Annotated in this window: 17 protein-coding genes and 1 riboswitch; of the genes, 10 read left to right on the top strand and 7 right to left on the bottom strand. The window is 66.5% G+C overall.

Going from position 1 to position 23,591, the window contains the following annotated elements; translation table 11 throughout:
* Positions 1 to 144: 144 nt before the first annotated feature.
* A complete protein-coding gene (locus ACR9ZH_RS04375) occupies positions 145 to 684 on the bottom strand; it encodes a carboxymuconolactone decarboxylase family protein (protein WP_481289531.1) in 540 nt (179 codons plus the stop codon).
* Between the two features lie 113 nt (positions 685 to 797).
* On the opposite strand from ACR9ZH_RS04375, the gene ACR9ZH_RS04370 reads away from it, so the two are divergent.
* The 9 genes from ACR9ZH_RS04370 to ACR9ZH_RS04330 all read left to right on the top strand — a co-directional run bounded on the left by ACR9ZH_RS04370 (position 798) and on the right by ACR9ZH_RS04330 (position 12,049).
* The gene (locus ACR9ZH_RS04370; protein ID WP_481289530.1) at positions 798 to 1,775 is read left to right on the top strand and encodes a cupin domain-containing protein; all 978 of its coding nucleotides are present in this window, start codon (positions 798 to 800) and stop codon (positions 1,773 to 1,775) included.
* 153 nt (positions 1,776 to 1,928) lie between these two features.
* Positions 1,929 to 3,233 carry an MFS transporter gene (locus ACR9ZH_RS04365; RefSeq protein ID WP_481289529.1) on the top strand — a complete coding sequence of 435 codons (1,305 nt, stop codon included), beginning with the start codon at positions 1,929 to 1,931 and terminating at the stop codon, positions 3,231 to 3,233.
* 198 nt (positions 3,234 to 3,431) lie between these two features.
* On the top strand, positions 3,432 to 3,881 hold the full coding sequence (locus ACR9ZH_RS04360; RefSeq protein ID WP_481289528.1) for an ATP-dependent zinc protease family protein: 450 nt from the start codon (positions 3,432 to 3,434) through the stop codon (positions 3,879 to 3,881).
* Positions 3,878 to 4,813 carry a 30S ribosomal protein S6--L-glutamate ligase gene (gene rimK, locus ACR9ZH_RS04355; RefSeq protein WP_481289527.1) on the top strand — a complete coding sequence of 312 codons (936 nt, stop codon included), beginning with the start codon at positions 3,878 to 3,880 and terminating at the stop codon, positions 4,811 to 4,813. The genes ACR9ZH_RS04360 and rimK overlap by 4 nt, the downstream gene beginning before the upstream one ends.
* 194 nt (positions 4,814 to 5,007) lie before the next feature.
* On the top strand, positions 5,008 to 5,694 hold the full coding sequence (locus ACR9ZH_RS04350; protein WP_166699672.1) for a response regulator transcription factor: 687 nt from the start codon (positions 5,008 to 5,010) through the stop codon (positions 5,692 to 5,694).
* Positions 5,678 to 6,961 carry a sensor histidine kinase gene (locus ACR9ZH_RS04345; protein ID WP_481289526.1) on the top strand — a complete coding sequence of 428 codons (1,284 nt, stop codon included), beginning with the start codon at positions 5,678 to 5,680 and terminating at the stop codon, positions 6,959 to 6,961. The genes ACR9ZH_RS04350 and ACR9ZH_RS04345 overlap by 17 nt, the downstream gene beginning before the upstream one ends.
* Before the next feature lie 325 nt (positions 6,962 to 7,286).
* A complete protein-coding gene (locus tag ACR9ZH_RS04340) occupies positions 7,287 to 9,587 on the top strand; it encodes a TonB-dependent receptor (RefSeq protein WP_481289580.1) in 2,301 nt (766 codons plus the stop codon).
* Positions 9,587 to 11,161, top strand: a complete 1,575-nt coding sequence (locus tag ACR9ZH_RS04335) for an esterase-like activity of phytase family protein (RefSeq protein ID WP_481289525.1) — start codon at positions 9,587 to 9,589, stop codon at positions 11,159 to 11,161. Before ACR9ZH_RS04340 ends, ACR9ZH_RS04335 begins: the two co-directional genes overlap by 1 nt.
* A gap of 12 nt (positions 11,162 to 11,173) precedes the next feature.
* Complete coding sequence (locus tag ACR9ZH_RS04330) at positions 11,174 to 12,049, top strand: hypothetical protein (protein WP_481289524.1); 876 nt, start codon at positions 11,174 to 11,176, stop codon at positions 12,047 to 12,049.
* Between the two features lie 129 nt (positions 12,050 to 12,178).
* Here the strand turns inward: ACR9ZH_RS04330 and ACR9ZH_RS04325 are convergent, their stop codons facing one another.
* The 5 genes from ACR9ZH_RS04325 to ahcY form a co-directional block, all read right to left on the bottom strand.
* Entirely contained in the window at positions 12,179 to 13,096 is a 918-nt protein-coding gene (locus ACR9ZH_RS04325) for a branched-chain amino acid transaminase (protein ID WP_481289523.1), read from the bottom strand.
* Between the two features lie 117 nt (positions 13,097 to 13,213).
* A complete protein-coding gene (locus ACR9ZH_RS04320) occupies positions 13,214 to 13,702 on the bottom strand; it encodes a DUF4124 domain-containing protein (protein ID WP_481289522.1) in 489 nt (162 codons plus the stop codon).
* Positions 13,703 to 13,774: 72 nt separating this feature from the next.
* Positions 13,775 to 14,605: a methylenetetrahydrofolate reductase [NAD(P)H] gene (metF, locus tag ACR9ZH_RS04315; RefSeq protein ID WP_481289521.1), complete on the bottom strand. Its 831-nt coding sequence runs from the start codon at positions 14,603 to 14,605 to the stop codon at positions 13,775 to 13,777.
* 67 nt (positions 14,606 to 14,672) lie between these two features.
* Positions 14,673 to 16,922 carry a glycoside hydrolase gene (locus ACR9ZH_RS04310; protein ID WP_481289520.1) on the bottom strand — a complete coding sequence of 750 codons (2,250 nt, stop codon included), beginning with the start codon at positions 16,920 to 16,922 and terminating at the stop codon, positions 14,673 to 14,675.
* A gap of 133 nt (positions 16,923 to 17,055) precedes the next feature.
* On the bottom strand, positions 17,056 to 18,489 hold the full coding sequence (ahcY, locus tag ACR9ZH_RS04305; RefSeq protein WP_481289519.1) for an adenosylhomocysteinase: 1,434 nt from the start codon (positions 18,487 to 18,489) through the stop codon (positions 17,056 to 17,058).
* A gap of 18 nt (positions 18,490 to 18,507) precedes the next feature.
* Positions 18,508 to 18,589, bottom strand: a riboswitch (S-adenosyl-L-homocysteine riboswitch).
* Between the two features lie 94 nt (positions 18,590 to 18,683).
* On the opposite strand from ahcY, the gene ppc reads away from it, so the two are divergent.
* Positions 18,684 to 21,389, top strand: a complete 2,706-nt coding sequence (ppc, locus tag ACR9ZH_RS04300) for a phosphoenolpyruvate carboxylase (RefSeq protein ID WP_481289518.1) — start codon at positions 18,684 to 18,686, stop codon at positions 21,387 to 21,389.
* Between the two features lie 226 nt (positions 21,390 to 21,615).
* On the opposite strand, the gene ACR9ZH_RS04295 is transcribed toward ppc, so the two are convergent.
* Positions 21,616 to 23,475, bottom strand: a complete 1,860-nt coding sequence (locus tag ACR9ZH_RS04295) for an ATP-binding cassette domain-containing protein (RefSeq protein WP_481289517.1) — start codon at positions 23,473 to 23,475, stop codon at positions 21,616 to 21,618.
* Positions 23,476 to 23,591 lie beyond the last annotated feature (116 nt).

Genomic DNA, 23,591 nt, shown 5'->3' with positions numbered 1-23,591 from the left:
ACGGATCGCAACTCCTCGCTCGATCATAGGCGCGTGAAGAGGATTGCAAAAATTGATTGATCCGATGGTGGCGAGAGGCGAGGCCTATCGGCACATGTTGGGGCCCAACGATGTGCGCGCCTTGCGGCGCGCACGTGGCACTCCTCAGTCGACCGCCGGGAAATCGATGTCCGTGTCGTTGATGCGGTTGAAGGTGTTGGTGAAGGTCATCATGGCGATCGCATAGGCGATGGCGACCAGTTGCGCGTCGGTGTAGCCGGCGGCGCGGATTTCGTCCACGGCGCTGGCGGGAACGGTCCCGCTCTGGCGCAGGATGCCGAGCACGAAGCGGATCAGCGCATCGCGCTTCGCGTCACCCGTGGTCTCGAGCTGCCGGATGGCGCGCACGTCGTCGTCGCCGAGCCCCGCCAGCTTGCCCAGCATGTTATGGGCGGCCACGCAGTAGTCGCAGCCGGCCTTCGCGCTGACGAGCAGCCTGATCGTTTCGAGGTCCTTGCGGGAAAGCCCCGACGACTGGAGGGCGGCGTCGGCATCGAGGTAAGCGGTGGTCAGCGACGGTGAAAGGTAACCCATGGCGGCGTACGAGTTCGGCAGCTTGCCGCCAGCGGCCTTGCGAACCCTGGCGTAGACCCCGGCGGTGTCGCCCGTGGCGGTATCGACGGCGGGGATGGTGATGCGGCTCATGGCTTGACTCCGGTTGCGAGTGATTGGAATGGGGTCATTGTGGTCGTGCGACGCGGTCTCGACGAGTCTTCAAGGGGTCGATAAGATGCTCCAAAGGGTCATCGGAGGTAACCATGTCCAGTGACATCGACTGGCTGAGCCGTTTCCTTGGCGTCGTCTCCGTGTCGGGCCGCCTGGAAGTCCGCTGCTCCTATCGCGCGCCCTGGATCGTCACCTCCGGCGTCTCCTCGCCGGGCGAGGTGCCCTATCACCTGGTCCTGCGCGGCACGGCACGGCTCGACGGACCCGAAGGCAAGGCCCTGGACCTGCGGGCAGGCGATGTCGTGCTGTTCCCCCACGGCTCGGCGCATGAATTGCGCGACGACAGTGGCCTTCCGCCGGCACGCGCGCACGACCGGCAGACGCCGAACATCCTCTTGAGCGAAAACGAGGGGCAGGGCGAGCAGCTGGACTTGCTCTGTGGCCGGTTCGCCATCGCGGCCCCGCATGACCGGTGGCTGCGCAGCTACCTGCCTTCCACGCTCGTCGTGCATACGGCCAGCGAGGCAGGCGGGCATCTTCCCGGCGCCGCAGCGAGCCACCTGGCCGGACTGGTCGAACTGATGCGTGCGGAGTCGACGGATGGTCTCCTTGGCGGATACGCGATACTCAACGCGCTGTCCGCGGCGCTCTTCGCGCTCGTGCTGCGCGTGGCCAGCCAGTCCGATGCGCCACCCCCGGGCCTGCTCGCGCTGGCGGCGCATCCGCGCCTTGCACCCGCCATCTCCGCGATGCTCGCCGATCCCGCCCGCGCCTGGACGCTGCCGGAACTCGCAGCGCTGTGCAACATGTCGCGGACGACCTTCATGCGCCACTTCCAGGAAGGCCTTGGCAAGTCGGCGACCGAGATGCTGCAGGACCTGCGCATGAGCCTGGCGGCCAACGAACTGAAGAATCCCGTGCGCTCGACCGAAGCGGTGGCGGAGGCCGTTGGCTACCAGTCCGTCGCCGCGTTCCGCCGCGTGTTCACGCAGGTGATCGGCATGACGCCGGGCGCATGGCGCCGGCAGTTCCGGCCGCCGGGATCGGAAGCGGTGGCCGCGCACGCCTAGCCGATGACGGTTGCCTCGTCACGACGCGTCGCGTTTTCTTGCGTCGCGTCATACATGCAAGACGCACAGACGCCGGTGCTTGACCCTGTCGCGCCCCTGCCAGCTAAATACCCGGCCGGACGAACGCCCGATCCCTCCTTGCCAAGCGTATCCATGAACGCCATCGCCGATACCGATCAGCTCGACAGCCGTCCCCTCGACCGGAGGGATGCGAAGACCCTCGTGCTTTCCGCACTCGGCGGCGCCCTGGAGTTCTACGACTTCGTCATCTTCGCTTACTTCGCGAAGACGCTCGGTCATCTGTTCTTCCCGCCGGGCACGTCGGACTGGGTAGCGCAGTTGCAGGCCTTCAGCATCTTCGCGGTGGGTTACCTCGCGCGCCCGCTCGGCGGCCTGGTGATGGCGCACTTCGGCGACCGCATCGGGCGCAAGCGCATGTTCACGCTCAGCGTGTTCCTCATGGCCGTGCCCACGTTGATCATCGGCGTGTTGCCTACGTACGCCAGCATTGGCGTGCTCGCACCGGTGCTGCTCACGCTCCTGCGGATCGTGCAGGGCATCGCCATCGGCGGTGAGGTTCCCGGCGCCTGGGTGTTCGTCGCCGAGCATGTGCCGCGGCATCGCGTCGGCTTGGCATGCGCAAGCCTCAGTGCGGGCCTTACCGTCGGCATCCTCATCGGTTCGCTGGTGGCCGCGGCCATGAACGCGCGGATGTCGCCGGCGGAGATGCTCGACCACGGCTGGCGCATCGCGTTCCTGCTTGGCGGTGTATTCGGTTTCTTCGCCGTGTACCTGCGCCGCTGGCTCAGCGAGACGCCCGTGTTCGCGCGCATGCGCGAACGCAAGGAGCTCACGACGGAACTCCCGGCGTGGGTCGTGCTGCGCGACCACCTGCCTTCCGTGCTGCTGTCGATGGTGGTGACCTGGGTGCTCACCGCGGCGATCGTGGTCGTGATCCTGATGACGCCCACGCTCATGCAGACGGCATTCCATGTGGAGTCGGCGCGGGCCTTCACCGCGGGCAGCCTCGCGGCGCTCGCCCTCTGCATCGGCTGCGTGCTGGGCGGACTGCTCGTGGACTGGCAGGGAAGGGCGCGTGCGATGCTGGTCGCCTCGATCGGGCTGGCTGCCAGCACCTATGCGCTGTACTTCGACCTCAGGGCCGGCGGCACGAACCTCTTCCTGTTGTATTCGCTCGCGGGGCTGTTCGCCGGCGTGGCGGGCATCGTGCCGGCCGTGCTCGTCGCGGCCTTCCCGCCCGCCATCCGCTTTTCCGGCATCTCCCTGTCATACAACATTGCCTATGCGATCTGCGGTGCGGCGACGCCGGTACTCGTCGGCTATCTCGCGAAGACCGCCGGCGGCCTGGGGCCAGCGCATTACGTGGGGCTGGTGGCGCTTATCGGCGTGGGCAGCGCCATCTTCATGTTGCGCGCCAACAGGCCGCCTGCCGGCTGAAGGCGCGCTTCCACTACAATGAGATGACATCGGGCTTCACACGTTTTTCATTGGCGTGAGGGGCAGCGGGTCATCCTTGCCATGCCAGTTGCACCGCGTCGCGGCGTTGGGCATCCTTTTCCCATCGCGGCGACTTCGCCGCGCACACCGGGTCGTTCCCCTCGATCCGCCGTCGTCCTCACACCGTCGTTCCAGACCATGACTGACGTCATCACCCTCGGCTGGCGCGAACGGCTTGCACTTCCGTCGCTCGGCGTTTCCGTCCTCAAGGCCAAGCTCGACACGGGCGCGCGAACCTCGTCGCTGCACGTCGAATGGCTCGAGGTGGAAGAGCGGCCGGAGGGTACGTGGCTGAGGTTCCAGGTCCGGACCACCCGCAAGGGCGGCCTCTCGGCGCCGTGCCTGGCGCAGGCTACCGGCCGCCGGTCGGTGACCGACTCCGGCGGACATGCGACGACGCGCTGGTTCATTCATACCGACATCGAGCTGGCCGGGCGCCGCTTCGCGGCGGAAGTGAACCTGACCGACCGGCGACACATGCTCTTCCCACTCCTGCTCGGCCGCACCGCCCTCCTTGGGCGCTTCGCGGTCGATCCTTCGCTTTCCTACTCGCAGACGCCGCGCCGCGCCGTCCGGGACCCTTCATGAAGATCGCCATCCTGTCGCGCAATGCGCGGCTGTACTCTACCCAGCGACTGGTCGAGGCGGCGCGAAAACGCAAGCACACCGTGCGCGTCATCGATCCGCTGCGCTGTTACATGAGCATCGCGCCGCAGTCGTTCGCCATCCACTTCAAGGGCAAGCCCCTCGGGCCGGTCGATTGCGTCATTCCGCGCATCGGCGCATCGAGCACCTTCTACGGCACGGCCGTGCTCCGCCAGCTCGAACTGATGGGCGTGTTCACGCCCAATCCCTCCGACGCCGTGCTGCGCGCGCGCGACAAGCTGCGCTGCCTGCAATTGCTGGCGGCTCGCGGCGTCGACATGCCAGTGACCGCCTTTGGCGACAACCCGGACGACACGTCCGACCTGATGGCCATGCTCGGCGACCCGCCCCACGTCATCAAGCTGAACGAAGGTACGCAGGGCGCGGGCGTGGTGCTGGCGGAAAAGCGCTCGGCTTCACAGAGCGTCATCGAAGCCTTCCGCGGCCTTTACGCCAACTTCCTGGTCCAGGAGTTCATCCGCGAGGCCAATGGCCAGGACCTGCGCTGCTTCGTGGTCGGCGACCGGGTGGTGGCGTCCATGCAGCGCTCCTCGGCGCCCGGCGAATTCCGGGCCAACCTGCACCGTGGCGGTACGGCCGCGGCGGTCGAACTCTCCGAGGACGAGCGCCGGGTGGCGGTCGAGGCCGCTTCGGCCCTGGGGCTGGAAGTGGCAGGCGTCGACCTCCTGCGCTCCTCGCGCGGGCCGTTGCTCCTCGAGGTGAACGCTTCGCCCGGGCTTGAAGGCATCGAGGGGAGCACCGGAGTGGACGTGGCCGATGCCATCGTGGCCCATTGCGAAGCCCGGGTCGGCGTCCGTCCCGTCGTCCCGAAGGCCCGCAAGGCGCGGCCGGCGAAGGGGTTAACAGCGATTTAAAGGACCCTCCCCTATAAAGGGCTCACTGTGATTCCGCGACGCGGGGTGACGGTATCGGGGCAGTAGTTCTTTCGGCCCGGGCGGGTTCTCCCGCCCGGGCCTCTCTTTTACTGCTGTCCGCTTCACCAATTCCCCGTTAAGCTTGCAGTCGCAATACTCATAAGACTCAAAGCGACCGCACAACGGAGTGCCGCATGCGCGTTCTGGTCATCGAAGACAACACTGACATCGCGACCAACATCGGGGACTACCTCGAGGATCGCGGCCACGTGGTCGATTTCGCCGGCGACGGTGTCACCGGCCTGCACCTGGCCGTGGTGCACGATTTCGACGTGATCGTGCTCGACCTCACCCTCCCGGGCATGGACGGCCTGGACGTGGCGAAAAAGCTCCGCCATGAGGCGCACAAGCAGACCCCCGTGTTGATGCTGACCGCACGCGACTCGCTGGAGCACAAGCTCACCGGCTTCGAGTCCGGCGCAGACGACTACATGACCAAGCCGTTCGCGCTGCAGGAACTGGCTGCGCGCCTGGAAGTGCTGGCGCGCCGCGGCAAGGGCCCGCAGAGCCGCGTGCTGAAGGTCGGCGGGCTCACCTACAACCTCGACACCCTCACCGTTACCCGGGAAGGCAAGTCGATACAGTTGAATCCGATCGGCCTGAAGCTCCTGCAGGCGCTGATGGAAGCGAGCCCGTCGGTGGTCACCCGGCAGGACCTGGAACAGCGCGTGTGGGGCGAGGAGCTTCCCGATTCCGACTCGCTGCGCGTGCACATCCACGGGCTGCGTGCGGCCATCGACAAGCCGTTCGAAAAGCCGCTGATCCACACGCGTCACGGTATCGGGTACCGCATGGTCGATCCGGATGCGGTCCAGGCGTAAGCTCCGCTTCCGGCTCGTAGTCACCTTCACGCTGTTCGGATTCGGGCTGAGCGCGCTGTTCGCGTTCGCCGCGCTCAACATCCGCGAGCGCGTCGAGGAACAGCTGATCAATTCCGCCCTGCAGGACGAGGTCGATTCGCTCAACGCGAAGGTGCGGGCGAATCCGAACGAGCGTCCGCAGTTCGAGATCGTCACTGCGGCTACATTCAGCGACCGTACCATCTATAAGGCGCCGCTAAACTGGCAGTCGCTGGGCACGGGCGTGCACGATCTCTACGAGACGGACAAAGCTGGGAGGAACCGGCACTACAAGGTGGCCGTACGCCGCGAAGGCGGCATCATCAGCTTCCTGCAGTTCGACGTGTCACGCGACGAACTGGGCAAGCGCCAGCTCATCACCAGCGTCATCGCCGCGGTGTTCCTGTTCGGTCTCATGTCGCTGGTGATCGGGGTCTGGCTGTCGTCGCGCGTGTTGCGTCCGGTGACCGACCTCGCGCGCCGTCTTCGCGACTTCCGCCGCGTGGGGAAGGCGGAGGCGCTCGCCCCGCACTTCGCGGACGACGAAGTGGGCGAACTGGCGGTGGCGCTCGACGAATACGCGATGCGCCTTACCTCCGTGGTGGAGCGCGACCGTGAGTTCAACTCCGACGTCAGCCACGAATTGCGCACGCCGCTTGCCGTGATCGCGAGCACGACCGAACTGCTGCAGGGTTCGCCCGACCTCACCGACAAGCTGCGCGAGCGGCTGAAGCGCATCGAGCGCGCGTCGCGCCAGGCCACGGAGCTCATCGAAGCGCTGCTGCTGCTTTCGCGTGCGGAGCGCCGCGGTCCGACGCGCGGGGAGACCACGGATGTCGCCAAGGTGGCGGCCGACGTCATCGAGAGCCAGCGTCCGCAGATGGGTGGCAAGCCGATCGAGATCGAGCTGATCGCCGATGGCTCGGTCACCGTCAACGCTCCCGCTTCGGTGCTGTCGGTGGCCCTCACCAACCTGATCGGCAACGCGATCAAGTACACGATGGAAGGCATGGTCACGGTGCGCGTGCTCGACGGCCGCATCGACGTGATCGATACCGGGCCGGGTATCAAGCCCGAGGACGCGGAGAAGCTCTTCCAGCGCGGTATCCGCGGTGAGAGCGCCACTGGCGGCGGCGCGGGCCTCGGGCTGGCGATCGTTCGCCGCCTGTGCGAACTCTACGGCTGGGACGTTTCCCTGCGCCCGCGCCCGGAAATGGCCGGCGCCATCTCCACCATCGACTTCCGCTAATGGGCGTCCCCGTCCGTAAATGTCCGCTAGCGGTGATGTAGGAGCGCGCTCGCGCGCGACATCTTTTCGCGAAGAGCAACAGGCCCTGTAACACACGGCCCCAAAAGATGTCGCGCGCAAGGCGCGCTCCTACCCGCCCGACCAGTCCGAGTAATCGAGACTCCTGTCATCTCACCTGTCATCAGACTTTCATTCAGAGATCCGAACATGCGTCGCTTCAACGACGCGTACCGGGCCATCTCTGGGGAGTAAGGCCGCGGCGTGTCAGCACAAGGAAGGACACCGCCTCTTGTTCAAGCAGACCGTTCTGGCCGTCGCCCTCGGCATGGCCTTCGCCTCCGTCGCCTCCGCGACCGACATCCCCGCTGACACTGACAACGCCGTCGCCAGCCGCGACAAGGCGCAGGACCTCGACGCCGTCTCCGTCATCGGTACCGGCGAAACGCGGCAGGTGCAGCGCCTGCGTCCTTCCGACCAGAAGGTGCTGCCGCCGGGAACGAGCCTGCAGAAGGTGCTGAACACCCTGCCGGGCGTGAATGCACAGTCGGTCGACGCGCTGGGCAGCAACGAACAGTCCATGACCCTGAGCCTGCGCGGCTTCAGCGGTACGCGCCTTGGCTACACGCTCGATGGCGTGCCGCTCGGCGACAGCGCCTACAACAATTACAACGGCCTCACGATCAACCGCGCGCTGATCTCGGAGAACTTCGCGGGCGCCGAGCTTTCGGAAGGCATCGGCAACCTGGGCACGCCCTCCACCAGCAACCTTGGCGGCACCATCGCCTATACGTCGAGCGATCCCGCGAAGACCATGGGCGGGCGCGTCGTGCAGAGCTTCGGCAGCGACCGGAACCGACATACGTTCGCCCGCTTCGATACGGGCGAATACCACGGCTTCTCGATGTACCTGTCGGGTGCGCGCACCACCTCCGACCTGTTCAACGACCAGGACGCGTACAACGGCTCGACCACCAAGCAGTTCAACGGCAAGGCGGTCTGGGACTTCGACTGGGGCCGCCTGACCGGCTTCGCCGATACCTCGCGTACCTCGCAGGCGGATTACTTCTACCTCTCCAAGAGCGAGCTCGCCCGCGGCCTCGGATGGGACTGGGGCGGCTATGCGCCGGACTGGCAGCGTGCCGTCGGCAAGGCTTACTGCAATGCCGGCACCTTCAATGCCAGGCTGTGCGACAACAGCGGCGCGGACAAGGACGCAGACGGCGCGTTCACCGCCGGACAGATCCTGCGCAGCGACGATCTCTACTACCTCGCCGGCGATTTCTTCCCCAGCGATTCGGTGACGATCCATGCGCAGGTCTACCATCACGAGGACGCGGGCGAAGGCCACAACTGGAACAGCGGCACGTACTCGTACCCGGGCACGCCGCAGCAGCTGCCGATCATCTTCCGCAACACGCTGTACACGATCAACCGTTCCGGCGCGATCCTGTCCGCGTCGTGGGACGTCGCCAACCAGCACATCGAAGGCGGCGTCTGGTACGAGCACAACATCTCCAGCGCCTCGCGCTACAGCAGCTACGTGACAGGGCCGCGCGACCTCAGCGGGCCGATCGACACCACGCCGGACCTCGGTGTCTTCGACCAGCGCACCGTATGGAACACGCGCCAGGCCTTCCTGCAGGACACGATCGGCTTCCTCGACGATGCGCTCGCCGTCGACGTGGGCGTGAAGAGCCCGCACGTGACCTCGCAGGCGACGGCCCTCCCCGGCGACGCGGTGCAGCCGATCAAGCCAACCTCGAACAACCAGTTCGCGAGCGGCAAGCTCAGCGCGAGCAAGGCCTTGCTGCCGCAGTTCGGCGCGCGTTACCGCCTCGCCGAGGGCCAGGAAGTGTTCGCCAGCTTCGCCAAGAACATCGCCATGTTCCAGGGCGGTTTCAAGCTCGGCCCGCAGGCGGTCAGCCAGGCGACCTGGGATACGCAGGGCGACCTGAAGCCCGAGAAGTCGCGCAGCCTCGAGGCCGGTTACCGCATCCAGACCGGTCCGGTGGCCGCATCGGTCGCGGCGTACAACGTGCGCTTCGACAATCGCCTGCTGCAGTACAACCCCTGCGATTCGCGCCAGCCGGTGGGGCCGACCTGCGGCAACCGCTTCTACAACGTCGGTGGCGTCGACAGCCGCGGCGTGGAGCTCACCTTCGTCTGGTCGCCGACGGAGCACCTGCGCTGGTACAACTCGGCTTCGTACAACCGCTCCACTTACGCGAGCGACTATGTGCAGGCTGGGGTGGTCCAGCACACCAAGGGCAAGATCCAGACCGACACGCCCACGAAGCTGTTCGCGACCCAGATCGACTGGTCGGAAGGCCCGTGGTTCGCCTCGCTGCGCGGCAAGTACACCGGCAAGCGCTTCTACACGTACACCAACGACCAGGGCTTCGGCGGCTTCACCGTGTGGGACCTGTCCGGCGGCTACGACTTCGGTCCCGTATCGGTGGCAAAGGACGTCCGCCTGTCGCTCAACGTGACCAACCTCGGCGACAAGCGCTACGCCAGCAACTTCGATTCCAGCGCCTTCGTGCCCAGCGATCCGAACGGCACGGCATACGTGTTCCATGCGTCCGCGCCGCGCCAGTACTTTGCCACGCTGGACGTGCGCTTCTGATGCCGCGTCTTCTCGCGGGTGCCGCGCTTGTCTTCCTCCTGGCGAGCGCCATGGCCAGGAGTGGCGAGGTACGCGTGCCGGATATCGCCGCCACACCCCTGCCGCGGGCGATCGAGGCGGGCGGCGATCGCTACGTGGACAAGGGTCTGGTCGCCACCGGTTCGCTGCCGGCGGGGACGGTGGATTTCCTCGGCGACACGCTCGGGTCGTTCTCCTCCCTGATGATCGAGCCGGGGACATGGAAGCGCGAAGGCAATACGTATACGGGCGTGCTGTGGACCCTGCCGGACCGCGGACGCAACGATCCGGAACATGGGGTCTTCTTTGACTACCGGGGGCGGCTGCATCGCTTCCGCTTCACGATGACACTGTGGGAGCCGGCTACGCCGGCGATCCCGCGCCAGCGGGCAAGCTCGCCACGAGCACCCATCGCCCCTGCAGTGGCCCCCACAAAAGGGACGGTCACCATCGTTCCCGACGGCGGCCGTGAGCTTCGCGACTTCGACGGCAAGACCTTCACCGGCGCGGAACCCGGCGAAAGCACTTGCACGGAGCGCGGCGTCGTCCTGCCGTCACCGGCAAAGGGGACGGGCGCGGGCAAGGTATCCCTCGACGCCGAGTCGCTGCAGTTCACCCGCGACGGCGGCTTCTACATCGGCGACGAATACGCGGCGAACGTCTATCGCTTCGATGCAAAGGGCAAGCTGACCGGCGTCATCGTGCCGCCGCGTGCCGTGCAGCCATTGGACAAAGAGGGGAAGCCCGCTTTCACCTCCTTGCGTCCGCCGGCCAGTGGCCGTCGCAACAACCAGGGCGTGGAGGGCATGGCGCTGTCGCCCGACGGAAAGCGTCTGTTCGTCATGCTGCAAAGCGCGCTCGTCCAGGACAGCGCCCCGGGCGATGCCTCCGGCCGCACCCTGACCCGCGTGCTCGTCTACGACGTGAGCCATGGGGCCGTGCCGAAGCGCCCCCTCGCGCATTACGTCGTCCGGCTTCCGGCCTACGACGACAACGGCAAGGGCGGCAAGCCGAACCGTACGGCGGCACAGAGCGAGATCCGCGTCCTCGATGATCACCATTTCCTCATGCTCGCCCGCGATGGCAGCGGGTATGGCGCGGAAGGCGGCAAGCCGATCGTGTTCAAGAGCGTGCTGCTCGTCGATACCACGCGCGCGACCAACCTCGCGGGCACCACCTATGAAACCGCGACGAGGCCGGTATTGGGGGAGGGCGGCGACCTGCGGGCGGATATCCGTCCCGCGACCTGGCAACCGCTGGTCAACCTGCTCGATCCGGTCGACCTCGCGCGCTTCGGCCTGACGGTCGACAGTAATGCGCAGGGCATGGCGCTTCTCTCGGAAAAATGGGAGGCCATGGACCTCGTACCCGCGCTCGACCCGGCGCACCCCGGCGACTGGTTCCTGCTCGTGGGCAACGACAACGACTTCATCGCGAAGCACTGCGTCATGGAAGGCCAGCGCTGCGATTCCGCCATCGACAACGACAACCGCATCCTCGTGTACCGGTTGAGCCTGCCGGACACGCGTTCCACCGACGCTTCCCACCACCGCTGAAGGGTCACGCGCATGATGAAACGTACGGTTCTTTCCCTGCTGTCCGCCACCCTGTTGCTCGGGGCCACGGCCAGCCACGCCAATTCGCCGGCCTACGTCGACAGCAAGGAATACAAGGTGCTGCTCGATGCTTCACGCTTCGCGAGCAATCCGTCCAGCGCTGCCGCGACGCTGCTGCACGACGTATCCGCGCGTCTTTCGACCCTCGGGTTCGACAAGACCGTCACCGGCAACTTCAGCGCCGGCGACCGCGACACGCTGGCCTATTACGACACGCCGCACACCTGCTCCCTGATGAATCGCGGTTACTCGGTGCGCACGCGTGCCGGCGACCATTCGGACATCCAGTTCAAGTTCCGCCATCCGGACGAGGAACTCTCGTACTGGACCGACGTCTCCGGCGCGGGAAAGAACAAGGAAACGAAGCTGGAAACCGACGTGACGCCGGGCAGCCTCGTGCTCGCGCATTCCACCAAGCAGGACGCGACCACCACGCCGACGACGATCGCTGCGCTCATCAAGCAGTTCCCGGGGGCTTCGGCGCTCTCGGACATCGCCAGCGCCGGGCTGGCGCCGGTGGCGGGCGTCACGGTGACGCAGCAGGAATACGACGGTCCCGAGTCCGACATCGGCGAATCGGTGGCCGAGTTCACCCTCACGCTGTGGTACGTCAACGGCGCCGCCACTCCTGCGCTCGCCGAACTCTCGTTCCGCGTCGAGGCCGACGAGGACAACTACTTCACCACGCCGGTGCTCAACCGCTCGCAGGTACTCAACACCGCCATCGGCTCGATCGGCAACGGCTGGAACATCGCGAACGACGGCGGCAAGACAAGCTGGCTCTACGCGTATCGTTCGTCCAGCTACCCGAACGGCTTCTGCAACTAAGCGCCTCCACTGTGTAGGAGCGCGCCTCGCGCGCGACATGTTTTGAGGCCGTGGCCCGGAACTGGCGCGCCAGCTTGGGAACTGCGGCGAAAACATGTCGCGCGCAGGCGCGCTCCTACACGCTTCCGCTTAAAGCGGTTCCAGCCAGCCCCAGCGGTCGGCCGTCTTGCCATTGAACAGGCCGAAATACAGTTCCTGCAGGCGCCGCGTGATCGGGCCGCCCTTGCCGGTGCCGATCTTCTTGCCGTCCACCGAGCGGATCGGCGTCACTTCCGCCGCCGTGCCGCACATCAGGATTTCGTCGGCGAGGTAGAGGTATTCGCGCGGCAGGTCGCGCTCGATCACGTCGATGCCTTCCTCGCGCGCGAGGGTCATCAGCGTGTGGCGGGTAATGCCGGTGAGGATGGACGCACTGGCCGGCGTCGTGTGCAGCGCGCCGTCGAACACCAGGAACAGGTTCTCGCCCGCGCCTTCGCTCAGCAGGCCCGTGGAGGCCAGCGCGATGCCCTCGCCGAAGCCGAGGCGGCGCGCCTCGCGTGCGATCAACTGGCCGGAGAGGTAATTGCCGCCGGCCTTCGCGCCTGCCGGGATCGTGTTCGGGGCGAAGCGCTGCCAGCTCGACACGCAGGCGTCGATGCCGTTTTCGAGCGCCTCGGGTCCGAGGTACGGGCCCATCGGCCAGGTCGCCACGGCGACATCGGTCGGGCACTCGGCGGAAAGACCGAACCCGCCCAGACCGCGGAAAGCCACGGGGCGCAGGTACGCCGCCTTGAGGTCGTTCTTCTTCACCACCTCGCGGCAAGCCTCGGCCAACTCATCCATCGAATAGGGAATCTCGATGTCGTAGATCTTGGCCGACTGGTACAGCCGCTTCAGGTGGTCGGTGAGGCGGAAGATCGCGGCGCCGTCGGGCGTTTCATAGCTGCGGATGCCTTCGAACACCGACGAACCGTAGTGCAGCGCGTGCGCCATCACATGGACGGTGGCTTCGCGCCACGGCTTGATCTGGCCGTTCTGCCAGATCCATTCGGGGTAGTTCTGCGACATGGGTACGCTCCGGAGGTGACCGCCCATGATAACGGGTCGCGCCCCCGGCTACATGGCGCGATGCGGCAGTGCGCCCCGGAATGGCGCTTCCCACGGGGACGAGCAACGGGCGGCGCCTTAGCCTGGTGGCCTCAGCCAGAGGCAGCCGGAGTCGCGGACCACGGCGAAATGGGCACGGCGGGTGGCGCCGTCTGCTCCCGGAATGGAGGTCACGGCGTCGATCCCGGCGCCCTCGTTGCCTTCCAGGGATACCAGCGGCCGGCGGACCAGCGATTCCATCGCCCGCAGATTATCGACGGCACCCGCGCTGCCGTAGCCGTTCCACAGGATCAGCCCGCCCACGCGGTTGGCGCTGCGCGCGGCGAAGGCCTGGGCCAGTCCGTCACGTAGCTCCGCCATGTCCTTCGCGCAAAGCAGGCCCGCCGTGGGACCGGCCTGCACGCTCGACGCCGAGGGCGGCAGCAGTGAGGTGGCCCCCACGCTCGCGCAGGGCTGATCGCTGAAGACAGGGCTTCCATCGGCACCGGCACAACGGTGGATCGCCGTCTGGGCGGCGGCGGGCAGGGCGGCGAACAGCAGGACGAGCAGGAGGATGGCGCGGGTCACGGAGCGTAACGCGGTGGCGACGGTGGCTCATCATCCACGCCGCCGCATCCGCGAAGAGTGACGGCGCGCACGTTACCGCGGGGCGAGCCGCTCCAGCACCGAGCTCGTCGCGCGGGCGCGGTTGATCGTATAGAAGTGCAGCCCGGGAGCGCCGCCGTCCAGCAGGCGACGGCACAGCTCGGCCACCACGTCGGCACCGAGTTCGCGCACGGCGGCCGCGTCGTCGCCATGGGCCTGCATGCGCTTCACGATCCAGCGGGGGATCTCGGCGCCGCACTGTTCCGAGAACCGGCGAAGCTGGCTGAAATTGGCGATCGGCATGATGCCGGGCACCACGGGCACATCAACCCCGAGCTTCGCCACGTCGTCGACGAAGCGGAAATACGCGTCCGGATTGAAGAAGTACTGGGTGATGGCGCCATTGGCGCCCGCGTCGATCTTCGCCTTGAAATGACGGAGGTCGGCGAGCGCGTTTTCCGCCTGCGGATGCGTCTCCGGATAAGCGGCCACTTCGATGTGGAAATGGTCGCCGGTGTGTTCGCGGATGAAGGCCACCAGCTCGGCCGCGTAGCGGAAGTCGCCCGGCGTCGCCATGCCCGAGGGCAGGTCGCCACGCAGCGCCACGATGCGACGGCAGCCGGAGGCCTTATAGGTATCGAGCAGGGCGGCGATCTCGGCCCGCGTGCCGCCCATGCAGGACAGGTGCGGCGCCACCGAGAGCGCGTGCTCCGTCCGCAGCCGGCGTACGGTTTCGTCGGTATAGCTGAGCGTCGACCCTCCCGCGCCGAAGGTCACGGAGACGTATTCCGGCGCATGCACCTTGAGCCGACGGACAGCCGCATCGAGCTGTTCGCGCTGCTCGTCGGTCTTGGGGGGGAAGAACTCGAAGCTGATGGCGGGCATGGGCGATCTCGGCTGGATGGCCCGCAGTATAAATATCTTTCCATCCAGATGGAAAGATGGCTTGTCGTTACCGCCCCTCACCGGTTGGCAAGCGTGCCGTCGTACCGTCCGCGGCGATGGCAACGACACTGCGGGGCGGCAGGTCGGTTCCGCCCGTGGTGTGCACTGTGCCGCCGAAGTTCGCGATGATCCTGGTGCCGTCCGCGAAGGTCGTTCGCTGCACCAGCCGATCGTCCGTCAGCCATTCGAAGCGGGTCAGCGCCTGGGTGGCCAGGCGGCGGTGCAGGGGGGCGAAGAACTCGTCCTGGCGAAGGATGGATGGCAGTCTCTTCTCCAGTGTTCCCTCGCTCAGGTGGTATAGGCCGGGCACGTTGTACAGGAGTTGCGTCAGCTCTCGCTCGACTTGAACGTCCGGGAACTTCAAGTTGTCGTACAGCCAGTGGTGCGTGGTTACCACCGAGTCGTGGAACACCGCCTGGTAAAGCGGCAGGCGGTAACGCGGATCGAAGTGCACGGTCCGGTACGCTTCCTTTGAAGGCACGGGCTTGAAAAACAAACTCGGTTCGCTTGCCGGATACCAGTTGCCTACGAAGTAGCGCGATTGCTTGTTCTTCTTCCTTCCCTGACCCATGTCGGGGTCGTCCCAGGCGATCACCGTCGTGAGCATTCCGTGGGCGAAGGCGAGGCCGCCCGTGGCGAGAGCGTTACCGCCCTCCGAGCCGGCGGGAAGGCGCTGGGACTCCTGCATCCATCGTACGTTGGCCACGGCGCCCTCGACGTTTTGCCTGCGAGTCATCGTGGCGCCTTCCCGATAGCTTTCGAATGACATGCCGGTCGCGTACGCATCGAGGAACCAGCTGTTATAGGGGGCGCGTGTGCGAATCGCCCTGACGCGTTCACGCATGGCGGTCTGCATGCAGCGCGGGTCCGTATAGCGCCCCTTGCCGAGGAATCCAGCCTGGGGTTCGCCGCCCTGCCTGAGGATGCCGCAGCGGTCGAAGGCATGCCTGCCCAGGTGCGCGGTGGTCCAGCTGCGGTCTACATCTGGAGTGAGTGCCGTCTCGTACGAATCGTAGGGGGCGACGAGGTAGCCGGTCGCCACGGCTGCCGAGACCGCTTCCGGATGCCACAGTCCCGGCTCCCAGCCCTGGCCATGACCAAGCCAAAGCCGATGCAGGCCCGCGTCGCGCAGTCTGTCGATCGTCCGCATCCATCCACCCCAGCGTGTCGCGTCGGAACGGAGCGCGCCCGCGAACAGTTCAGAGACCTCCTGCCGGATCGTGCCGTAAGCAGTTCCCAGCTTTTCCATGTCCGGCGTATCGCCCATCCACTGCCGCCTTGCTCGAGTGGCCAGAGCTTCATTGAACGCCTCGAGCACGGCGCGCCTGGTGTACTCGGGAGACTCGTGGCGCAGGGGCAACAGCGCCAGTATGTCCTTGCCGATGCCTTCGCGAAGCGCCGATGCGAAAACCGAATCCCCAAGGAGGATGCGGCTGAATGCCTGCCAGTCGGTGATGTCCGAAGGCGCAAGGAGGCCGCCCCACAGGTAGATGTGCGTGGCGCCTGGCAACTTCCGCATGTCCGGCGTGCGCTCGATCTTCTCCGCCATGGGTTCGAAGCGTCCGTTGTCGTGCAACCAGCGGCGATAGCGCCGGGCTCCGGCGAGAAGATCGTTTTTGCCACGGTCCAGATGCAGGATAAGCGTGACCGGATCGCGGATCGTCAGCGGCGTGAAGCGATGGGTGAGATCGACGGTGACGGCGTCTCCCTTCGCTGCGAAATCCAGGCGATTATCGAACGAGTCCGGCAGCATCCATGTGAGTGAATGACCGCCATAGGCATTGCCCCAGAGAGGCAGACTCAGGTCTTCCACCGTATCCATCGACGATATGGACTCCGTCAGGAACTGCCGCCACGTGGCTTGTCCCCTCGGCACGTAGTGGCCTTCGGCGAAGGGGAGGACCAATCCCTTGCCCATGGCTTCCGCGGGCTGACGAACGAGGTTCAGTTCGCCTTCCGAGCTTGCCCGCACGGTCAGAACGAGGTCGTCGCCCTCGAGGCTTGCAGAAAATTCGTAGGATCCATCGTCCCAGATCCAGTCCACGCGCGTTGCCGTCGCGGAAGTTACCGTCGCCGCATGGGTCACGCCGCCGGTCGAAATCGGCACGCGCCGCTCACCATCGATCGTCGTGCTCAACGCAAGCGTGGAAGGGTCGAGCGACGCCTGCCAGCGGGCGTTCCGGAGTTCGAGTTCGGCGCCGAAAGCTTGCGTGGCGAACAGGGCGTACAGCCCGAGTAGTGCGGCAGTCCTGGCCATGGATTCTCCTTGTCGGTCGTGCGGTTTCCCGGTGGGAACGAGGCGCCGGGCTCCTGCTTTCGCAGGAGCGACGGGGGCATAAACGAAGAAGGCGCCCGAAGGCGCCTCCTGTCAATCTCTAAACCAACACCGATCAGTAGCGGTAATGATCCGCCTTGTACGGACCTTCCACCGGCACGCCGATGTAATCGGCCTGTTCCTTCGTGAGCACGGTGAGCTTCACGCCGATCTGCTCGAGGTGCAGGCGGGCCACTTCCTCGTCCAGCTTCTTCGGCAGGCGGTACACCGTCTTCTCGTAGGTGTCCTTGTTCTTCCACAGGTCGATCTGGGCAAGCGTCTGGTTCGAGAAGCTGTTCGACATGACGAAGCTCGGGTGGCCATGGGCGCAGCCGAGGTTGACCAGACGGCCTTCGGCCAGCATGTAGATGCTGCGGCCCGTCGCGCCGAAGGTGTAACGGTCGACCTGCGGCTTGATGGTTTCGCGGGTGACGTCCTTCGCCGTGTTCAGGCGATCGATCTGGATCTCGTTGTCGAAGTGGCCGATGTTACAGACCAAGGCGTTGTTCTTCATCTTCGCCATGTGTTCCAGCGTGATGATGTCCTTGTTGCCCGTGGTGGTGACATAGATGTCGCCGATGCCGAGGGTGTCTTCCACCGTGGTGACCTGGAAGCCTTCCATCGCGGCCTGCAGGGCGTTGATCGGATCGATCTCGGTCACGATGACGCGCGCGCCGAAGCCCTTCAGCGAATGCGCGCAGCCCTTGCCCACGTCGCCGTAACCGCAGACAACGGCGACCTTGCCGGCCACCATGAGGTCGGTGGCGCGCTTGATGCCGTCGGCCAGCGATTCGCGGCAGCCGTAGAGATTGTCGAACTTGCTCTTGGTCACCGAGTCGTTGACGTTGATGGCCGGAACGAGCAGCTTGCCGGCTTCGGCGAGCTGGTAGAGACGGTGCACGCCGGTGGTGGTCTCTTCGGAGACGCCGCGCCATTCGGCGGCGACCTTCTTGAACCAGCCCGGACGCTCCGCGGCTGTCTTCTTCACGAGGTCCTTGATGACCTGCTCTTCGTGGTTGCCGCTCGGGGTGTTGACCCAGTCGCTGCCGTCTTCGAGCTCCACGCCCTTGTGGATGAAGAGGGTGGCGTCGCCACCGTCATCCACGATCAGCTGCGGACCGAGCTCGCCCGGGTGGGTCAGCATGTCCAGCGTGCATTCCCAGTATTCCTCCAGCGACTCGCCCTTCCAGGCGAACACCGGCAGGCCGCCGGCAGCCAGGGCCGCGGCGACGTCGTCCTGGGTGGAGAAGATGTTGCAGGAAGCCCAGCGGACCGAGGCGCCCAGCTCGCGCAGGGTCTCGGCGAGCACGGCGGTTTCCTTGGTGACGTGCAGCGAGCCCGACAGGCGAACGCCCTTGAGTGGCTGCTCCTTGGCGTAGCGGGCGCGGATCTGCATCAGGCCCGGCATTTCTTCTTCCGCCATGCGGATGCGGCGGCGGCCGAGGTCGGCCTGCGAAATGTCGCGGACCTTATAGTCCTGGAAAGAGGTGTCTTTGGTGACGGCGTTCATCTGGCGTAGCTCCGGAGATTCACGGGGGCGCCGTTCGGTGGGACGCCGCGCCGAGCCTGGCCTATGGGTGGTCCCCATGGTCGCAGCGCCCCTCGGCGGGCAAAACGGTCCCACGATTATATCGCGGAATCCGGATGCAGGGATGAACGGTGTTTTTCGGTACTCTCGGGGTTCCGGTCAGACAAGAGAGCCCGATGGAAGCCGCACGCGATCCCGAATTCCTTCCCCACGACGGCCCCCTGCGCGAGGACGTCCGCCGCCTGGGCGCACTGGTCGGCCAGATGCTCGCGGAGCAGGGCGGCCAGGCCTTCTACGAGCGGGTCGAGCACGTGCGCACGGCGGCCATCCACCGGCGCCGCAGCGGGGCCTCGGTGGATGCGCTCGCCGAAACCCTGACCGGTCTGGACGCGGCCGATGCCGAAGCCCTGGCCCGCGCCTTCGCCACCTACTTCCAGGCGGTGAATACCGCCGAGCGCGTGCACCGCATCCGGCGCCGTCGCGACTACCAGCGCGAGGGCGGCGCACCGCAGCCGGAATCGCTGGCCGCCGTGCTGGCACTCCTGAAAAAGGAAGGCGTGGATCGCGACGAACTGACCCGCCTGCTCGGGCATCTCGATGTCGAGCCCGTGTTCACCGCGCATCCCACCGAGGCGGTCCGCCGGTCGCTGCTGGAAAAGGAGCAGGAGATCGTCCGCGCACTGGTCGACGAGTTCGATCCCACCCGCACGCCGCAGGAACGGCGCGACGACGACTCACGCATCCTCATGGCGCTCTCGGCCGGTTGGCAGACCGCCGAGGCGTCGCCGGTGCGGCCGAGCGTGCAGGACGAGTTCGAACACGTGGGCTTCTATATCGCGCAGCCCCTCTATCGCGTGCTCCCCGCGTTGTACGAGTCGCTGGAACAGGCGCTCGCCGATACGTACGGCGAAGGCATCGCCATTCCTCGCCTGCTGCGCTTCGCCACCTGGGTGGGCGGCGACATGGACGGCAATCCGAACGTCAACGCCGACACCATCGCGGCGACCCTTTCGGCACAGCGTTCCCTGGTGCTGGAGCGCTACATCGAGGACGTGGGCGCGCTGGGCCGGCTGCTCAGCCAGACGGAAGACAGGGTCACGCTCGATGAGCGGCTGCGGGCGCGGCTCGCGTCGTACCGGGAGCGGTTTCCGGAAGCCGGCGCGCGGATCCGTCCGCGGCATGCCGATATGCCTTACCGCAGTTTCCTCACCTTCGTCGCCGAACGCCTCGCGGCGACCCTGCGGGAACAGGATGGCCGCTACGCCAATGCCGACGAGTTCATCGAAGACATCGCGCTGGTGGAGCACAGCCTCCTCGCACACGGCGGCAAGCACGCCGGTGCCTATGCCGTAAGCCGCCTGCTCTGGCGTGCGCGCACCTTCGGCTTCCACCTCGCGCGGCTGGACGTTCGCCAGGACGCGCGCGTGCACGACGAAGCGCTGTCTGCCTTGCTGGGCGATGGCGACTGGGCGAACCGCGACGCCGCCGCGCGCGCGGGCACCTTGCGCCCGTATGCATCGGGTGAGCGCCGCTTCGACGCGGGTGTCGATGACGAGAACGCCGTCATGCTGCGTGACGTGTTCGCCACCCTGGCCGATTCGCGCAAGCGCTACGGACACGAGGCAACCGGCCTCTACATCATCAGCATGGCCGAGACGGCGGCGGACGTGCTCGCCGTGCTGGCGCTCGCACGCCATGGCGGGCTCGTGCACGAGGACGGGGTACCGCTGGACGTCGCCCCGTTGTTCGAGACCATCGACGACCTCGCCGGTGGCGCGGAAACCCTGCGCACGCTGCTCGAGGACCCGGTCTACCGCGCACACCTGAAAGCGCGCGGCGACCGGCAGTGGGTGATGCTCGGTTACTCCGACAGCGGCAAGGACGGCGGCACGGTCGCCTCCAAGTGGAGCCTGCAACGCGCCCAGGTGGAACTGCTCGAGGTGGCGGCGAAGGCCGGTATCCGCGTGGCGTTCTTCCACGGTCGCGGAGGCTCGGCGAGCCGGGGCGGCTCGCGGATCACGCCGGCGCTCATGGCGTCCCCGCGCGGTTCGGTCGACGGCGTGCTGCGCGTGACCGAGCAGGGTGAGGTCATCCATCGCAAATACGGTATCCGTGCGCTGGCGGTGCGCAACCTCGAGCAGACGCTCGGCGCGGTCATCCGCGCCTCGCTGCGGCCGCGCGACAGCGAAGCGCGCGAGGCGGCCTGGAAAGACACGATGGCGCGCCTGTCCGGTGAGAGCCGCAAGGCATACCGGGCGTTCGTCGACAAGGAAGGCTTCGTCGACTATTTCCGCGGCGCCACGCCGATCGACGTCATCGAGCGCATGACGCTCGGCTCGCGTCCCGCGCGCCGGCGCAGCATGAAGGGCGTGGAAGATCTTCGCGCCATTCCCTGGGTGTTCTCCTGGACGCAGTGCCGCGCGGTGCTCACGGGATGGTATGGGCTGGGCTCGGCGCTTGACGCCGTGGCGAAGGATTGCGGCGAGGAAGCGTTGGTTCGCATGGCACGCGAGTGGCCGTTCTTCTCCACCATGCTCGACGACGTGGAGATGGTCCTCGCGAAGGCCGACATCGACATCGCCGAGGCGTTCTCGAAGCTCGCGGGGCCCTTGCACGAGCGTTTCTTCCCGATGCTGCGCGAGGAGTTCGAGCGGACCGTGCGGTGGGTGCTGAAGCTCAAGGCCGCGAAGGAACTGCTGGCCGGCGATCCGCGGCTAGCCACGTCGATCCGCCTGCGCAACCCGTACGTCGACCCGATGAGCCTGCTGCAGGTGGACCTGCTGAAGCGGTGGCGGGCGACGGAGGGGAAGGACGATGCCTTGCTGAACGCCCTCGTGGCCTGCGTCAATGGCGTTTCACAAGGCTTGCAGAATACGGGCTAGCCTACCAAGCGTTCCATACACGCCGTTGTAGGAGCGCGCCTGCGCGCGACATGTTTTGAGGCCGAGACCCGGAGCTGGCGCGTGAACGTGATGACTGGCGCGAAGAGTTGTCGCGCGCAAGGCGCGCTCCTACACCGCAAGCGCGCTCCTGCAACGCGAAGGGTAATCAACGGCGCAAAGGCATGACCAGGCCTCGCAAAGCGTGATCAGCCCCCGAAGGCATGGATCAGCCTTCCAGCTCTTCCCACCGCGCGAACGCCACATCCAGCTCCGCCTGCAGCTTCGCCAGTTCCTCGTTGCCGCGCGCGATCGCCGCGGCATCCTGCTGGAAATACTTCGGGTCGGCCATTGCCGCCGTGCGGCGGGCGATTTCGGTCTCGAGTTCTTCCAGCTTCGCCGGCAGCAGGTCCAGCTCGCGCTGTTCCTTGAACGACAGCTTCTTCTTCGGTGCGGCCGGCGGCGCCGGTGCCGGGGCAGGCGCCGCCTTCGCTACCGGCTTCGCCACCCCCGCCACGGGTCGCTGACGCAGCCAGTCGCTGTAGCCGCCGACATAGTCGCCGACCACGCCGTCGCCTTCGAGCACCAGGGTGCTGGTGACCACGTTGTCGATGAAGTCGCGATCGTGCGAGACCAGCAGCAGGGTGCCGGTGTATTCGTTGAGCAGCTCCTCCAGCAATTCGAGCGTCTCGACGTCGAGATCGTTGGTCGGTTCGTCCATCACCAGCAGGTTGGACGGCTGGGCGAACAGCTTCGCCAGCAGCAGGCGGTTGCGCTCGCCGCCGGAAAGTCGGGTGATCGGCGCGCGTGCGCGCTCGGGGGAGAACAGGAAGTCCTGCAGGTAGCCGATGATGTGCTTGCGCTGGCCGTTGAGCTCGATGTACTCGCGGCCCTCGGCCACGTTGTCCAGCGCGTTCATGCGGTCGTCGAGCATGGAACGGTGCTGGTCGAAGTAGGCGATCTCGAGGCCGGTGCCGAGGATGACCTCGCCTTCCTGGGGCTTCAGTTCGCCGAGCAGGATCTTCAGCAGCGTGGACTTGCCGGCACCGTTCGGTCCCATGATGCCCACGCGGTCGCCGCGCATGATCGTCGTGGAGAAGTCGCCGAGCAGCGTGCGACCGCCGTAGGCCTGGGTAACGTGCTTCGCCTCGATCACCTTGCGGCCCGATGCCTGCGCCGTCGCCAGCGTGATGCGCGCGTTGCCCGACTGCTCGCGCCGTTCGGCGCGTTCGCGGCGCAGCGCCTTCAGGGCGCGCACGCGTCCTTCGTTACGCGTACGGCGCGCCTTGATGCCCTGGCGGATCCACACTTCTTCCTGGGCCAGCTTGCGGTCGAAATGCGCGTTCGCCTGGGCCTCGGCGTGCAGGCGCTCTTCGCGACGGCGCAGGTAGTTGTCGTAATCGCCGGGCCAGCTGGTCACCGCGCCGCGGTCGATCTCGACGATGCGCGTCGCCAGTGCGCGCAGGAAGCTGCGGTCATGGGTGATGAAGACGATGCTGCCGGTGAAGCTCTTGAGGAAACCTTCGAGCCAGGCGATCGCCTCGATGTCGAGGTGATTGGTCGGCTCGTCGAGCAGGAGCAGGTTCGGGTCGCGCACCAGCGCCTGGCCGAGCAGCACGCGGCGCTTCATGCCGCCCGACAGCTCGGAGAAATCGGTGTGCCCCGGCAATTCCAGGCGCTCGATCACCTGCTGCACGCGGGAATCGAGGTCCCACGCGTTCTGTGCCTCGATCTGTGCCTGTACGTCGCCCAGGCCGTCCATGTCGCCCGCGTCGAGGAGGTGGTGGTAGCGCGCGAGCAGGTGGCCGAGCTCGCCGAGGCCGTCGGCGACCACGTCGAATACGCTGCCCTCGGTGTCCTGCGGCACCTCCTGGGTGAGCCGGGCGATGCGGGTGCCGCCTTGCAGGCGGATCTCGCCGTCGTCGGGATGCAGTTCGCCCGAGATCAGCTTCAGCAAGGTGGACTTGCCGGCCCCGTTGCGCCCGACGATGCACACGCGCTCGCCGGTATCGAGGGAAAGATCGACCTGTTCGAGCAGGAGCGGGCCGCCGACGCTGTAGTCGACGTTAAGGAGTTGGATGAGCGACATCCGGCCATTGTACCCGGGCTGTAGGAGCGCGCCTGCGCGCGACATCTTTTGGCGCCAGTTTTCACGTTCACGCGCCAGCTCCGGGGCACGGCCTCAAAGATGTCGCGCGCAGGCGC

The sequence above is a fragment of the Luteibacter sp. SVR4-7G genome (assembly GCF_056755555.1).
The sequence above is the reverse complement of the archived record's forward strand: the minus strand, read 5'-3'. Positions and strand labels throughout refer to the sequence as shown.